The organism is Arenibacter lacus (assembly GCF_008711145.1).
GTDB lineage: Bacteria > Bacteroidota > Bacteroidia > Flavobacteriales > Flavobacteriaceae > Arenibacter > Arenibacter amylolyticus.
Genome location: NZ_VVIN01000045.1, coordinates 18,019 through 31,378 on the forward strand (window position 1 = coordinate 18,019; position 13,360 = coordinate 31,378).

The 13,360-nt window shown below is 40.6% G+C and carries 16 protein-coding genes; 3 read left to right on the forward strand and 13 right to left on the reverse strand.

The features are described from left to right. Positions 1-144 precede the first annotated feature (144 nt). Entirely contained in the window at positions 145-1,137 is a 993-nt protein-coding gene (locus F1E73_RS12565) for a PorP/SprF family type IX secretion system membrane protein (RefSeq protein WP_086477009.1), read from the reverse strand. Between the two features lie 119 nt (positions 1,138-1,256). On the opposite strand from F1E73_RS12565, the gene F1E73_RS12570 reads away from it, so the two are divergent. From F1E73_RS12570 to F1E73_RS12580, 3 genes are all read left to right on the forward strand, one after another. Then, positions 1,257-2,165 carry a NifU family protein gene (locus F1E73_RS12570; RefSeq protein WP_086477010.1) on the forward strand — a complete coding sequence of 303 codons (909 nt, stop codon included), beginning with the start codon at positions 1,257-1,259 and terminating at the stop codon, positions 2,163-2,165. 69 nt (positions 2,166-2,234) lie between these two features. Beyond that, a complete protein-coding gene (locus F1E73_RS12575; RefSeq protein WP_086477011.1) occupies positions 2,235-2,435 on the forward strand; it encodes a dodecin family protein in 201 nt (66 codons plus the stop codon). A gap of 174 nt (positions 2,436-2,609) precedes the next feature. Continuing rightward, the gene (locus F1E73_RS12580) at positions 2,610-3,440 is read left to right on the forward strand and encodes a mechanosensitive ion channel family protein (protein WP_394334925.1); all 831 of its coding nucleotides are present in this window, start codon (positions 2,610-2,612) and stop codon (positions 3,438-3,440) included. On the opposite strand, the gene tsaB is transcribed toward F1E73_RS12580, so the two are convergent. From tsaB to F1E73_RS12640, 12 genes are all read right to left on the reverse strand, one after another. Next, positions 3,437-4,111, reverse strand: a complete 675-nt coding sequence (tsaB, locus tag F1E73_RS12585; protein WP_150452088.1) for a tRNA (adenosine(37)-N6)-threonylcarbamoyltransferase complex dimerization subunit type 1 TsaB — start codon at positions 4,109-4,111, stop codon at positions 3,437-3,439. The genes F1E73_RS12580 and tsaB overlap by 4 nt on opposite strands. An 18-nt stretch (positions 4,112-4,129) precedes the next feature. Beyond that, positions 4,130-5,470: a TolC family protein gene (locus F1E73_RS12590; protein WP_086477013.1), complete on the reverse strand. Its 1,341-nt coding sequence runs from the start codon at positions 5,468-5,470 to the stop codon at positions 4,130-4,132. A gap of 36 nt (positions 5,471-5,506) precedes the next feature. After that, positions 5,507-6,646, reverse strand: coding sequence for an efflux RND transporter periplasmic adaptor subunit (locus F1E73_RS12595; RefSeq protein ID WP_086477014.1), 1,140 nt, complete (start codon positions 6,644-6,646; stop codon positions 5,507-5,509). A 32-nt stretch (positions 6,647-6,678) separates the two neighbouring features. Then, positions 6,679-7,941 (reverse strand): ABC transporter permease, encoded by a 1,263-nt coding sequence (locus F1E73_RS12600; protein ID WP_150452089.1) that lies wholly within the window; start codon positions 7,939-7,941, stop codon positions 6,679-6,681. Position 7,942: 1 nt separating this feature from the next. Beyond that, positions 7,943-9,172: an ABC transporter permease gene (locus tag F1E73_RS12605; RefSeq protein ID WP_150452090.1), complete on the reverse strand. Its 1,230-nt coding sequence runs from the start codon at positions 9,170-9,172 to the stop codon at positions 7,943-7,945. After that, positions 9,162-9,866: an ABC transporter ATP-binding protein gene (locus tag F1E73_RS12610; protein ID WP_086477017.1), complete on the reverse strand. Its 705-nt coding sequence runs from the start codon at positions 9,864-9,866 to the stop codon at positions 9,162-9,164. Before F1E73_RS12610 ends, F1E73_RS12605 begins: the two co-directional genes overlap by 11 nt. Positions 9,867-10,438: 572 nt before the next feature. Further along, positions 10,439-10,699 (reverse strand): hypothetical protein, encoded by a 261-nt coding sequence (locus F1E73_RS12615; RefSeq protein ID WP_086477018.1) that lies wholly within the window; start codon positions 10,697-10,699, stop codon positions 10,439-10,441. After that, positions 10,689-11,222: a DUF420 domain-containing protein gene (locus F1E73_RS12620; protein WP_086477019.1), complete on the reverse strand. Its 534-nt coding sequence runs from the start codon at positions 11,220-11,222 to the stop codon at positions 10,689-10,691. Before F1E73_RS12620 ends, F1E73_RS12615 begins: the two co-directional genes overlap by 11 nt. After that, positions 11,223-11,951 carry an SCO family protein gene (locus F1E73_RS12625; RefSeq protein WP_150452091.1) on the reverse strand — a complete coding sequence of 243 codons (729 nt, stop codon included), beginning with the start codon at positions 11,949-11,951 and terminating at the stop codon, positions 11,223-11,225. It lies immediately after the preceding gene. Then, positions 11,951-12,583, reverse strand: coding sequence for a thioredoxin domain-containing protein (locus F1E73_RS12630; protein ID WP_150452092.1), 633 nt, complete (start codon positions 12,581-12,583; stop codon positions 11,951-11,953). The genes F1E73_RS12625 and F1E73_RS12630 overlap by 1 nt, the downstream gene beginning before the upstream one ends. Before the next feature lie 117 nt (positions 12,584-12,700). Further along, entirely contained in the window at positions 12,701-13,084 is a 384-nt protein-coding gene (locus F1E73_RS12635) for a cytochrome C oxidase subunit IV family protein (RefSeq protein WP_086477021.1), read from the reverse strand. 51 nt (positions 13,085-13,135) lie between these two features. Continuing rightward, on the reverse strand, positions 13,136-13,360 hold a 225-nt coding region (locus tag F1E73_RS12640), incomplete at its 5' end, for a cytochrome c oxidase subunit 3 (RefSeq protein ID WP_191089018.1).

Here is a 13,360-nt window from a genome sequence, read left to right on the forward strand (position 1 = left end):
ATGCTGCCTCAATGACTTGGACCCCTAGACATCCTATTTTCACTATCACAAAACTATTCAAAATAAGTGGGAGTTCTCCATGGATGGTACAGAAACCGAAGACCAAAAGATGGATGAATTAAAAGAAGTATCACATTTTCTCACTTAATAATTGACCGCGGGACAGGAACAGTCGTACCTTTTTTCCCTTTGCCCAAAGTCGTACCCCAGGGTAATTTGATGGAATCCTCCGTCGTGAAACTTGGGATCGCCCATTTGATAGGAATAGTTATATGCCACCAAAAACCGTTTATAATTTACCCCTACCATGGGCGTAATCAATTGCAAGGATTGTTCCCCCACGTCGGATTGGGTTTGGTAGTGCACGCTTTGCAAACTTCTCCGATAGGAAATTCCGCCCCAAACCGTACCAAAATTTACAGCCCTGTACGCCTTAAGGTTTATATCTATGGCCCTTTCCCTAGTAAATTCGGTGTATTGAAACAAGGTAGAAGGTTCTATTTGCCAATCCCCTCGTCCAAAAAGGTAGCCAATGGAGAGTAGGTATTTCCTGAGATTGGTAGCTTCCACTGCGGAGTATAGGTCCCTACCCCTTCCCAATAAATTATGCACAGCCGCATGTGCTTGGAATTCCAAGAAGTTATAAGACATCCCCAAATCCAAATTAAAATAACCAACACTATTTCTAGAACCTGTAACCAAGGGGTCTGGTATTACGGAAACAAAGGAAGTTTCGTCTAAAGTACTTTCTTGTAATCCTGCACTTAGTCCAAAAGACAACTGATTAAGGCTTCTAAAGTCGCCTCCCAGCCGCAAGTGATGGGCATAGGTGAGCTTTAGTCCGGCTTGGGAATGATAGCCATTGGCATCCTTAAAGAAAATGGCCCCCAAACCACTTTGCTCCCCTACTCTAAAATGTGCATTGAGGGTTTGCAAATTGGGTGCCCTATCTACATTAAACCACTGTTTTCTTAAGGTTGCCCTTATCTTACCACCTTCCCCGATCCCTGCCATAGAGGGATAAACCAAATAATAGTTGTCCGATAAATAATCAAAGTATACGGGTACTCCTTCTTGACCATGGGTTGAAGGACCCAGGGCAAGAACAAAAAGGATAACCAAATATAGCTGCTTCATTTAAGAGGTGAGGGGGTTTAGCTGCATTGCCCATATACAATCTATAACGATTTAAAGACTACATTATTATATACGCCATAACTTAGAAATCCTTCGTACTTTTGTAAAAAATATTCATTATGAAGGAGTATACAATTACAGTGGTCCCGACCAATAATCCGGCGATCCTAAAATTTGAAACCAACCACTTTCTCACTAAGAACCAACAATACGAATTTAAAAATATAGACGAAGCCAAAAACTCGCCTTTGGCCCAACAGCTATTTCACTTGCCATTTATAAAGACGGTTTATATAGCGGGTAATTTCATTGGCTTGGAGCGTTTTAATATTGTGGAGTGGGACGATGTAAAAGATACGGTAGCCCAGCAATTAGCCGATTACCTAAATGCCGGCGAGGTGGTAGTTAATGAAGAAGAGGTGGACGACAAAAAGAAAGTAGCGGTGACCGTTTATGCAGAAGTTACCCCAAACCCCGCTGCAATGAAATTTGTTACCAATAAAAGAATAGTACCCACATCGTTCGAGTTTAAGAATATTGAAGAAGCCAAAGACTCTAAATTGGCGAGCCATTTATTTACCTTTCCTTTTGTAAAAGAAGTCTTCTTTGATGAGAATTATGTTTCCATCAACAAATATGATGTGGTAGAATGGGATGAGGTCACCTCTTCTATTCGCGAGACCATCCGCGATTTTATTGCCGAAGGCAACGAAGTGGTATCTGCCAGCAGCATTCAAAAGCAGCGCTCGGATTCTCCTGCCTCAAAATTGGAAGACTCCAATCTGGACGACACCTCTAAGCAGATCATTGATATATTGGAAGAATACGTGAAGCCAGCAGTTGCTTCGGACGGCGGAAACATCCTATTTCAATCATACGAAGAAGATAGCAAAACCGTAAATGTAATTCTACAGGGGGCTTGTAGTGGATGTCCCTCCTCTACCTTCACCTTGAAAAATGGGATTGAGACGATGTTAAAAAATATGATGGGTGACAAAATCAATGAAGTAGTTGCCATAAACGGTTGATTTTCTGCGCACTTACAAGGTTTTCCATCTTTTATTTGCTAACTTTAAGAAAATCTAAATTCATATATTATGGCAATCTTAAAAATTATTGAAATACTAGCAAGTTCAGAAGATGGATGGGAAGATGCAGCTAAAAATGCTGTGAAAGAAGCTTCCAAAACCGTTAAAAATATACGATCCGTATATATAAAAGAGCAAAGTGCAACCGTAGAGGATGGAAAAATTATGCAATATCGCGTGAATGTAAAAATAACATTTGAAGTCAAGTAGTTTTATTTACCCACCCTAATTAAGCGCCACTATTAGGCGCTTTTTTTATGTCATCAATTTATTTTGGCCCTTTCACCCTAAATTGGCTTCGGTTGCCAACATTAACAATTGTTTGATTTTCTATTCTTGGCGACCTAAAAGATTTTTATTTGTTTTGTTAAAAATTTAAAATTTATGGATATCGATATTATTACAAATTACGAAGAACACTGGGATCAGGCAGTGGCATTTATGTGGAAGGCACTTCCAAGCTTAGGAATGGCCATTCTCATCTATTTTTTAGGCTCATGGGCTATAAAAATCATCAATCGTTTGGTGCGTAAATTCTTTGAGAAGACGGATTACGACCCATCATTGGAGAGCTTCCTGCGAAGTTTTATCAATATTGGGCTTAAAATAATGCTTTTCGTTCTTGTAATCACCCAGCTAGGAGTAGAATCTGGCTCCCTAATCGCCATTATTGGTGCCGCTGGTCTTGCTGTTGGTCTGGCCTTACAGGGGTCCTTGTCCAATTTTGCTGGTGGTGTCCTCATTTTATTGTTTAAGCCTTTTAAGGTAGGCGATTGGATATCTGCACAGGGTGTAGACGGTACGGTTAGGGAAATCACGATATTTACCACAAAGCTCAGTACTGCTGGAAATCAAATTGCCATTATCCCTAACGGACAATTGTCTAACAACAATATTATTAACTACAATGCGCAAAGCACAAGAAGGGATAATATTACCATTGGGATTGGGTACGATGCTAATATCAAACAAGCTAGGGAAATCCTTTTGCAAATATGTGCTGAGAACGAGAACATACTAAAGGATCCTGCTCCACAGGTTTTTGTTGCCGAATTGGGGGATAGCTCCGTAAATCTTTCCCTACGCTTCTGGGCGGAAACCAGCGTGTTTTGGGGGGCTCATTTCCATGTAATAGAAGAGCTTAAGTATCGATTTGATGAGGCAGGTATAGAAATACCATTCCCACAACGGGTAATACACAATGCAAAGGCTTAGGACTTCTTCTTGGTCTTTAGAATAAAATCTTTTAAGTAATAGGGTTCAAAGTAGGCGACATTCTCAAAATCGCCTACTTTGAACTTTTTATAGGAGAGTTCTCCCATTTGCTGTGCTGTTGGCAAGGCAGTTTCAAAAGTAAAGTTAGGATGATCTAAGAGTTCCTTACATTTTTCTGCCCCATCCCCGATGAGCAGCACCGGCCCTTGTTCTGCATACTCCATAAAATGGCCTTCCTCTATAACCTCGGCCTTGGTTTCCCTTAGTTGTTCTCCTTGGGTATTAAAGATGGCCGAATACACTTCCATCCTTCTTGCATCTAAAACAGGAATAATATACTTATAGGTATTGGGGGTGGCTTGCTTGGCCAAGCTCTCTAGCGTAGCAACCGATATTAAGGGGAGATCCAATGAAAAACACAATCCCTTGGCCGCAGACACTCCTATTCGCAATCCGGTATAGGAACCAGGGCCTTTACTTACGGCAATGGCCGAAAGGTCATTAAAAGACAAGGAAGCCTCTTGCAAAGCTTCCTGTATAAAAACATGTAGTTTTTCTGAATGTGAGTAATTAGGGCTATTATCCTCTTTTAAAAGGATCTGCTTTCCGTTTTTGGCAATACTCACCGAACAATTGGTGGTTGCCGTTTCCAAGTTTAATAGTATCGCCATATAGGCTACAAATATAACTTAATCTAAAACTATTGGCAGACCAAAATAAAATTCGAGCACTTTTAATCTAAAAATATAATCGTATTTGGTACGGATAAGCTCTGCTTCCGCATTATCTACACGGGATTGCGCCTGACTATAGTCGAAGGAGTTCATTAACCCCACATTAAATCGGTCTCTAGAGTATTCGTATGCCAACAGCCTTGCTTCCAGTGTTTTTTCTGCTGCCTCGTACGCCTTGGCATAACTGGTTACATCTACATAAGCCTGATTGATATTTGTCTCCAGATCCAATTTATTTTGCTTGTGCTGCAACTTAGACCGCTCTACGTTGATTTTGGCTCGCTGCACCGCATTTCTGGTGCTAAAGCCGTTAAACACGGGGATATTCAATTGCAAGCCATATGAAATTCCATCGGTTAGATACAACTGATCTGCAAAGGGAATTCGCTCTCCTGTAGCCGGATTTCTAAATTCACTGGAATACTGTGTCCCATAATTAAAAAAGGCTCCCAAAGTAGGGTAAACGGCCCCCTTGGCTATTTGCAGGTCCTTTATCGCCAAGTCCACATTGGACAAGGAGAATTTAATATCATTCCTAAAGGTAAGCGCTTTTTCAAAAATAGATTTCGGGGAATTGTCTAAGATCGTTGCGGGGGGAATATCAAATTCCTCTTCTACGATATCAAAATTCTCATAATCGGTTATCTGTAAAAGCTGAGCCAAATTTATCCGGGAAAGCAAAACACTATTTCCCATGTTTACTATTTGCTGTTCCTGATTGGCCAAGGTGGCTTCAATTTCCAACAAATCACCATTTGGGACCACCCCGGCATTCACCAACTCTTTGGTTTTATCCAAATCCTGAGTGGTAACGGCATATTGTGCACGGAGTACTTTTAATGTCTCTTTATTAGACAGTATCTGGAGGTAGGCATTGGCTACGGCCAGCATAATATCGTCCTTCAAATTGTCTAAGCGATATTGATTGGCCAAGGCATTTAGCTTAGCCCTATTTAATCTATGCATGTTCCTAAGCCCGTCAAAAATTGTAACGGACGAACCAAATCCGCCCGAAGCGGTGGTGATGGTTCCGGTTACCTGCTGGTTTCTAGATTGGTCCAGAACCAAGCCCGAATTGCCAGAAATCCTTGCATTCATATTGAAGGTAGGCAACATAGCGCCAATGGCATCGGACCTATCTATCATAGCATTGTCCAAGTCCAGTTCGTACTGTTCTATTGTTAAATTGTGGTCTACGGCATAACGAACACATTCTTCCAAAGTCCACTTCTTCCCTTGGGCCGTGATGGTCGCAAAACTGAAAAGAAATATTCCTATAATACCATTAATTCTCATCTATATCCTGTTTTTTTTATTGATAATGTCATTGGTTTATTCGGCCTCTTCCTCGTCTTCCGTTCCTATTTTAATTGGCTCTGTTTTATTCCATACCTTCACCTTATCATTTTCCGTAATTCCCGATAGGATCTCTACATTTACCCCATCCGAGATTCCAATTTCCACATCCCTTCTTTCAAACTTCTGTTCTTCCACGGGCCCCGTGGCAATCTCTACATAAGGCTTGTCGGTTTTTTTATCGAACTGCAATAGCGCTTCTGGGATGGCCAGCACATTCTCTTTCCTTTCTAGCACCAAAGAGGCATTGGCACTATAACCTGCACGTATTAGGAATTCGTCTTCAATGGTAACATCCCCTTCTATCTTAAACTGTACAGCACCTGATTCTTCCAATCCCTTAGGCGCTATAAACCTAAGCTTGGCATCGAAGGTTTTATCATTAATGGCCCCCAAGCTTATTTCCAATGGCATCCCCAGTTCCAATTTACCGACTTCTCCTTCATCTACTTTTCCTTCAAAGATCATTACACTCAGATCTGCGATGGTTGCAATGGTGGTTCCTTCATTAAAGTTATTACTCTGTATTACCTGATCCCCTTTTTTCACGGGAATCTCCAAGACTGTTCCCGATACGGTGGCCCTGATATTGGTATTTGCTAGGGAAGAACCTCCCGCAGAACCCACTCGTATAATCTGATAGTCCGATCGCGCGTTTTCTAGTTCTAACACCGCCTGGTCATAGCGTAGCTTTTGGGTATCATAATCCTGACTAGAAATCACTCCTTTTTCAAACAAGGTTTTATTTCTATCGTACTCAGATTTCACATTATTCAAGGCTATTTCTGCATTCCTAACCCTTCCTTTCGCTTGGTTAAGGGACTGCTCATTGGGAACCACCTTAATTTTAGCTATAAGATCGCCCGCATTTACCTTAGCACCTTCCTTTAGGAATATTTCATCGATTATCCCTGAAATCTGAGGTTTAATCTCTACTTCGTCTTCGGGAATAACCTTTCCTGTGGCTACGGTTTTCTTCTCAATATCGGTAGTGATGGGGGCTTTTACCTCGTAGGATATGGCAGATTTGCTGTTGGACTTAATAAAGAAAGCTGCAGCCCAGAGCGCTCCAAGCACCAAAACACCTATTAGCACATATTTTACTATCTTATTCATTTCAGTATCTATTTATTTAGAATTGGTTATGTTTATTCTTCTCTTAATGCGTCTATTGGTTTAATACTGACCGCCCGCTGCGCAGGAATCAGCCCTATTAGGGTTCCCAGAACCACCATAATGGCCAAGGCGCCTAAAATATAGGGAATGGGAACAGTAGGGTTGGAATAGGGAAAATCTAGATCTTCCGTGGCGTTGTTGATTATACTAAGCACACCTGCCCCTAGAATAATACCCATGATCCCAGCAATCATTGTTAGAAACACGGATTCCAAAATTATCTGGGCACGTACTTCTCGGGGGGTTGCTCCTAAGGCCCTACGCACCCCAATCTCCTTGGTACGTTCTTTTACGGAGATCAACAAGATATTACCAATCCCGATCACCCCTGCCAAAATAGTGGCAATCCCCACTACTAAAGACAAGAAGGTAAGCCCTTGGGCAAAACCACTGATTCTATTAAACACCTCTCCAATATTAAAGGAACCAAAGGCTCTTTCATCATCTGGATTTACTCTATGTATTCTTTTCAATTGTGCTTTTACACTCTCTTCTACCTTTAGCACATCGGCATCATTATAGGCGGCGATAGAAAACCAGCCCACGTCGTTTCCGGTGTTGTATAATTTTCTATAGGTGGTAAAGGGGATAAAAATATCACCATCATTATCGAAACCTCCTCCTTGGGAAAACTTATGTACTCCCACTACTTGGAAGTATACATTGTCTATCCTGATAAACTTCCCTATAGGCGACTCGCCTTTTTCGAACAATTCTTTTTCGGTACGCTCCCCAATAACACAAACCTTTCTCGCTTTTTCTATATCTGCATCATTGATAAACCTGCCGTTGTCATAAATTTTCTTGGTGGTAATTTTGGTGAAAACGGGAAAGTCGCCGTATACGTTATAACTACCAAACTTCTGTCCTCTTACTATGGTCCCTGGCGCGTCTCCAAATACACCCCTTACGTTTCTGGGAGCAATGTATTCTATCTCGGGAATCCTATTTTTTAGCTGGGTCGCATCTTCCAACTTTAATTGAATGGGCCTGCCAGTTTTAAAGCCTTCATAGGGCATACTAGTACTTTGCGCCCAAACAAACATACTGTTCTTGGCAACACTTTTAAAGATCTCTTCAAAGCCATTATCCATCCCCTTTGCGGCACCGGATAGGGCAATGTAAATAAAGATACCCCACAACACCCCAATTACGGTAATTATGGTTCTGGTCCTATTTTTTCCAATAGAACCAAAAATCTCCTGCCATGTATTTCGGTCAAATAAAAATCGCATATTATTCGTCTCTTAGGGCTATAATTGGTTTAATTTCGGCGGCTCTCTTTGCTGGAATATAACCCGCAATGGCCCCAAACACAATTAAAAGTATGGTAGCACTGATGGCCAATGTTAAGTCTATATAGGGATTGGTGATAAAGTAATCTTCCAGTTCATCTCCCATGGAGTTTAGAATGGCTATGCCAATAACCATCCCCACAAATCCAGAAATAGTGGTTATAAAAATGGACTCTAACAAAATGGAACTGATTACCGACTTAGGGGTGGCCCCCAGGGCTTTTCTAATCCCCAATTCCTTGGTGCGTTCTTTTACCACAAACACCATGATATTACTAATCCCAATTATCCCGGCTATAATGGTCCCAAAGGCTACAAAAGCAACTATAATTTGGAGCACCCTTGCAAATTGCTGGTTTTGCTTTAATTGATCGGCGACGTTTCTTATAAAAAATCCGTTTTGATCCTCAGGACTAATATGTTTTTTCTCCCTTAGCAACCTATCCAAACTTTTGTCTAGCGCCATGGCACCTACATACCCGATCTCTGGTTTAAATCCCACGATAATCTGATTGATCTTATCCGTGTTTTTCTCTATAAGCTGCCTGGTGGTATAGGGTAAATAAATTAAACGCTCCTCATTATCGCCCCCTTCATCTTGGAAGACGCCTATAACTTTAAAGGCTATCCCTCCCACATCTAGGTATTCTCCAACGGCATTTTTACTACCAAACAAGTCTTGTTCTACCAACCTACCAATCACCACGTATTTCGTCCTATTTATTATATCCTGCTCGTTTAAATAACGCCCCTTCATCATAATGGTCTTTTCCGCATACTGATGTGCAGGGGCTACCGCACGGGTAGTGTAATTATTGGACTCGTTTTTATATTTAACCAGGGCGCTTCGGGTGATTCTAGGAGTGGTATACTCCACAAACATGGCGAGGTTTTTTTCTAAATCCTCCAAGTCCGAGTTATCAAATTCAATGGTTCTATTGGATTTATACCCTTTATAAGGAACGGAGGTACGACCAGGAAACACAAACAGCACGTTGGTGGCATCGTCCCCAAAAAAATCATCAAAAGTATTGATAAGGCCGTTACCCATACCAAAGAGAACCACAAAAATGAGGATACCCAGGGATACCGTAAAGCCAGACAAAAATGTACGAAGCTTATTCTTTTGAATAGTATCGAATATCTCCTTCCAATTATCCCTACTGAACATATGAAGAAGCTCTTACTTGATTAATTTTTTCATCCTCTATGATAACCCCGTCCTTTAAATGTACTATTCTCTTACACATCTTGGCAATGTCTGGCTCATGGGTTACAATGAGGATGGTATTACCGGCATCGTTAATTTTCTGAATTAGATCCATCACCTCATAAGAGGTTTTACTGTCCAAGGCTCCTGTAGGCTCATCGGCCAACAATACCTTAGGTTCTGCTGCCATAGCCCTAGCGATGGCAACCCGCTGTTTTTGCCCTCCAGACAATTCACTGGGAAGATGTCCTGCCCATTCTTTTAGCCCTACCTGCTCCAGGTATTTTAATGCCTTTATTTCTCGTTCCTTTCTACCCACTTTTTGGTAGTACAAGGGGAGCGCTACATTCTCTGCCGCAGTTTTATAATTAATAAGGTTGAAGGACTGGAAAACAAACCCCAAGAACTTATTTCTATATTGCGCTGCCTTAGTTTCATTCATATCTTTAATAGGCACTCCATCTAGCGTGTACGTCCCCTCATCCAAGACATCTAACATCCCCAAAATATTGAGAAGGGTAGATTTTCCGGAACCCGAAGACCCCATAATAGCTACCAACTCCCCATCATCTACGGTAAAATTGATTCCTTTTAAGACGTGAAGGGAATTGTTCCCCATCTTATAAGATTTATGAAGGTCTTTTATTTCTATCATGTTATTATTGAATTAGCAGGTTTTAGCAGCTTATACAGGTATAGGACTATTCCTTCTTGATTTTGTTACAGTTTTTTTTGACAAAACTTTTAATCAAAATAAAAAACCCTGATAATCAGCATAATATATTTAGCAAAAATATTTAATCAGATGGCTATTCCTATTTACCATGTACTATAAAGCATTACCGCTGGAGCTACTCCTTTAAGACAAGCTTTTAAGGAAAGACGCCATATTACGAATAAACCCGCGGGAATAGTACGATGGATGAAATAGGAACAAGAACGTTCTACGCTGTAAAATACAAATAAAACCTATATACCAAGCTCTAATTCAGGAACTTTCCTTTCGCAAAAGGGGAGTAAAAGAAATAGCACTATAAAAGCGCAAGGGAGATGAGTAAAAAGCATCAAAGAAGTTGGCATTCATCGCCAAACGAAGCCGTAGATAAATAAAAAATGGAAAACGGAACGCCCAAGAGGCTCTAGGTAAGCAGCCATCCGACAAGAAAGGAAGTTTTAAAAAGAGGAAAGGCATGCCTTCCCCATTCGGGAAGTATTTGGTGTTCTGGACTAAGATTTCATTTTTCTATAGACAAAAAAGAAAACCCCAGCCACTAATATATAAGGCACGGCCATTAAATAAACTATCCCATTATTAATACCCTCAGCTACCGCGTTATTATCTCCCGTCTGTAATACCGCCCTACACATGGCACATTGTGCCGATGCCGACTGCGGGAACAACATCACCAATAAAAAAAGGGACCCCAAAAGGTATTTTACCCTGGTTCTAGCCACTTTATTAAACAGTACATTAGTATTAGCTTCCATAATAAGGAGATATCATTAAATAAACCACTACGCCACTCACTGCTACATACAACCAAATTGGAAAGGTAATCTTAGCGAGTTTCCTATGCGCTTCAAATTGCTTTAAATATGCTTTTGCAAAGGTACGCAACACCAAGGGAACAATTACAATAGACAGGAGGATATGTGTAATAAGAATAAAATAGTACACATACCTAATATTGCCTTCTCCTCCAAAGGTAGTAGAGTCTGCCGTCATGTGATACGCCACATACATAATTAAAAATGCCAATGACAACCCAATGCAAGCTGTCATTAGTTTTTGGTGCAGGCCTAACTTCCCTTGCTTTACCGCAATAACGGCCACCACCAATAAAACGGCTGTTAGCGCATTGGTAGAGGCATATATGGGCGGCAAGAACATTAAGGGCTCCACATTGGGCAATTTAACCCCAAAAAGCAGGGCAACTACCAGCGGAATCACCACAGAAACCACATTGATAAGCTTATTAAATTTCTTCTCCTTAGCTAAATTAACTTCCATCTACTCTTGCAATAGTTTTTTAATGTCTTCTTTTAGGATAGAGATCTGCTCCTCCTCACCGTGGTCATTTACGCCTTCGGCCTCTGTAATAGCCCCTCTGTAGTAAATAATGGGATTTCCAAACTTATCCATTCTAGAACGGATGTATCCGTTTTTATCGATTAGCGCAAACAATCCGGCGTGTTCAAAGCCACCAGGAGCATCGGGCATATGGGCTGCAAAAATATTGAACCCATTATTGGCCAACTCATAGATATCTTTCATGTCGCCGGTTAAAAAGTGCCAATCCATATTGGTAACCCCGTATCTTTCGGCATAGGTTTTGAGTACTTCTGGCGTATCATTTTCTGGATCAATGGTAAAGGAAGCCACACCAAAGTTGTCAAAATCCTTGAACTCATCTTGCAACTCCACTAAATTCCTATTCATTATAGGGCAGATAGTAGGACAGGAGGTAAAGAAAAACTCCACCAAATAAACCTTACCATCATAATCCCTATTGGTAATCATGAGGCTATCCTGATTAACGAAGGCAAATTCAGGAACTTTTCGCTTCTTCCCATTTATTTCCACAAAGGCCAAGGGTTCGTTATCACCCTTTAAATTCATTCTACCACTTTTAACTACGGTACCCTCTTGAAAGCGATTAATGATCCGCGGAATAAAAATGATTCCAAACACCAAAACCACCAAGGAGACCCACACATAGGTATACTTATTTTTTTGCATTATTTCTCTCTATTGGAATTATTCTTCTTCAAGGCCATACGGTATTCGGCCAGAATTATTTTTACATCGTCTACCATCTTATTATTAAGCTCGGCTACCTCTAAGGCATTAAACCCGAATTTAACCCCTTCGTCCTCATCGTCATCTCTTCCTCTTAGTCTACGTTCTTTATCTATAATAAACACATAGGGCGTCCCCAAATCCTCCCCCAAGGTTAAGTTGCTCTCTAGACTGTTAAATTGCTTTTTGATTTCCTCATCCTCCCCAAAAACAAAATGCCATTTGGAGGCGTCTGTCAATTGGTTCAATTCCTTTTTCAGGGATTCTACCGCTTCCTCGGTGCCTTTAGGCATTACCATCACAAACTGAAAATCATTAAATTCATAAAAGCGCTTATAAATTTTCTGATTGAGATTGAAGGCTTGTGCCTGCTGGTATTGGATATTCTTACCTAAAAAACCCAAAATGGTGATCTTTCCATTAAGGGATACGGCATCCTGACCGAAGTCTACTTCGGCGACCTCCTCGGTCAACTGGGTCAACTTACCAAAGTTGGTAACTCCTGAAGCAAAAAAAAGATAAATTAGGATAGGTAGCACAAAGAGGACAACTAAAACAAATGTTTTTTTCATCTGAAAAATATTAGCAGGGCCATCTTGTAAAAAGAAGGGTTGGCCCATTCCCTGTAGGGGCCGTACAAAAATAAAAAAGACGGTTGTTAAACCGTCTTTTTAGTTGTTAATTATTCGTTAGAAGTTCCAAGCTATAAAGCCCTCCTTTAAAACGTTATGGACGTAATCTGCCTCGAATAATAATATAAATACCATATAGGATATTAGAAACACCCCAGTCCAGACAATAATCCTTCTAAGGGAGGTTTTCTCGTCCCTAAGGTGCATAAAATCCCATGCAATATAATAGGCCTTCACTATGGTTAGGATTATGAAAATCCAGTTTAGCCACTTCATTCCAAGGAAATGGCTATGCACCAAAACCTCTGGTTTAATAATCCCCAATATCACCTCTACCGCAGTAACAAGGGTAAGAAGGATTAATACCCCCCATATTTTATGAACGTTGCTCTTAAACTTCCAGTACCCTCTAAAAATTGCAAGCTTTTGATCTTCTGCCATTGTAAATATATTTTTTTAAGTCTTATGACAATTATAATTTTATCCGATTATCTACACCAAGTAGAAGAATGTAAATACGAATACCCAAACCAAATCCACAAAATGCCAGTAGAGTCCTACTTTCTCTACCATCTCGTAATGGCCTCGTTTCTCATAGGTACCCAACAGTACGTTAAAGAAAACGATTATATTCAGTATAATACCAACACTTACGTGAAACCCGTGGAATCCGGTAATAAAGAAGAATAGGTCGGCAAAAAGCCTGTTCCCGTACTC

What these genes read in the sequence shown, in the direction of transcription:
- F1E73_RS12565 (WP_086477009.1), bottom strand. Translation starts at nt 1,137, where the DNA reads ATGAAGCAGCTATATTTGGTTATCCTTTTTGTTCTTGCCCTGGGTCCT.
- F1E73_RS12570 (WP_086477010.1), top strand. Translation starts at nt 1,257, where the DNA reads ATGAAGGAGTATACAATTACAGTGGTCCCGACCAATAATCCGGCGATC.
- F1E73_RS12575 (WP_086477011.1), top strand. Translation starts at nt 2,235, where the DNA reads ATGGCAATCTTAAAAATTATTGAAATACTAGCAAGTTCAGAAGATGGA.
- F1E73_RS12580 (WP_394334925.1), top strand. Translation starts at nt 2,610, where the DNA reads ATGGATATCGATATTATTACAAATTACGAAGAACACTGGGATCAGGCA.
- tsaB (WP_150452088.1), bottom strand. Translation starts at nt 4,111, where the DNA reads ATGGCGATACTATTAAACTTGGAAACGGCAACCACCAATTGTTCGGTG.
- F1E73_RS12590 (WP_086477013.1), bottom strand. Translation starts at nt 5,470, where the DNA reads ATGAGAATTAATGGTATTATAGGAATATTTCTTTTCAGTTTTGCGACC.
- F1E73_RS12595 (WP_086477014.1), bottom strand. Translation starts at nt 6,646, where the DNA reads ATGAATAAGATAGTAAAATATGTGCTAATAGGTGTTTTGGTGCTTGGA.
- F1E73_RS12600 (WP_150452089.1), bottom strand. Translation starts at nt 7,941, where the DNA reads ATGCGATTTTTATTTGACCGAAATACATGGCAGGAGATTTTTGGTTCT.
- F1E73_RS12605 (WP_150452090.1), bottom strand. Translation starts at nt 9,172, where the DNA reads ATGTTCAGTAGGGATAATTGGAAGGAGATATTCGATACTATTCAAAAG.
- F1E73_RS12610 (WP_086477017.1), bottom strand. Translation starts at nt 9,866, where the DNA reads ATGATAGAAATAAAAGACCTTCATAAATCTTATAAGATGGGGAACAAT.
- F1E73_RS12615 (WP_086477018.1), bottom strand. Translation starts at nt 10,699, where the DNA reads ATGGAAGCTAATACTAATGTACTGTTTAATAAAGTGGCTAGAACCAGG.
- F1E73_RS12620 (WP_086477019.1), bottom strand. Translation starts at nt 11,222, where the DNA reads ATGGAAGTTAATTTAGCTAAGGAGAAGAAATTTAATAAGCTTATCAAT.
- F1E73_RS12625 (WP_150452091.1), bottom strand. Translation starts at nt 11,951, where the DNA reads ATGCAAAAAAATAAGTATACCTATGTGTGGGTCTCCTTGGTGGTTTTG.
- F1E73_RS12630 (WP_150452092.1), bottom strand. Translation starts at nt 12,583, where the DNA reads ATGAAAAAAACATTTGTTTTAGTTGTCCTCTTTGTGCTACCTATCCTA.
- F1E73_RS12635 (WP_086477021.1), bottom strand. Translation starts at nt 13,084, where the DNA reads ATGGCAGAAGATCAAAAGCTTGCAATTTTTAGAGGGTACTGGAAGTTT.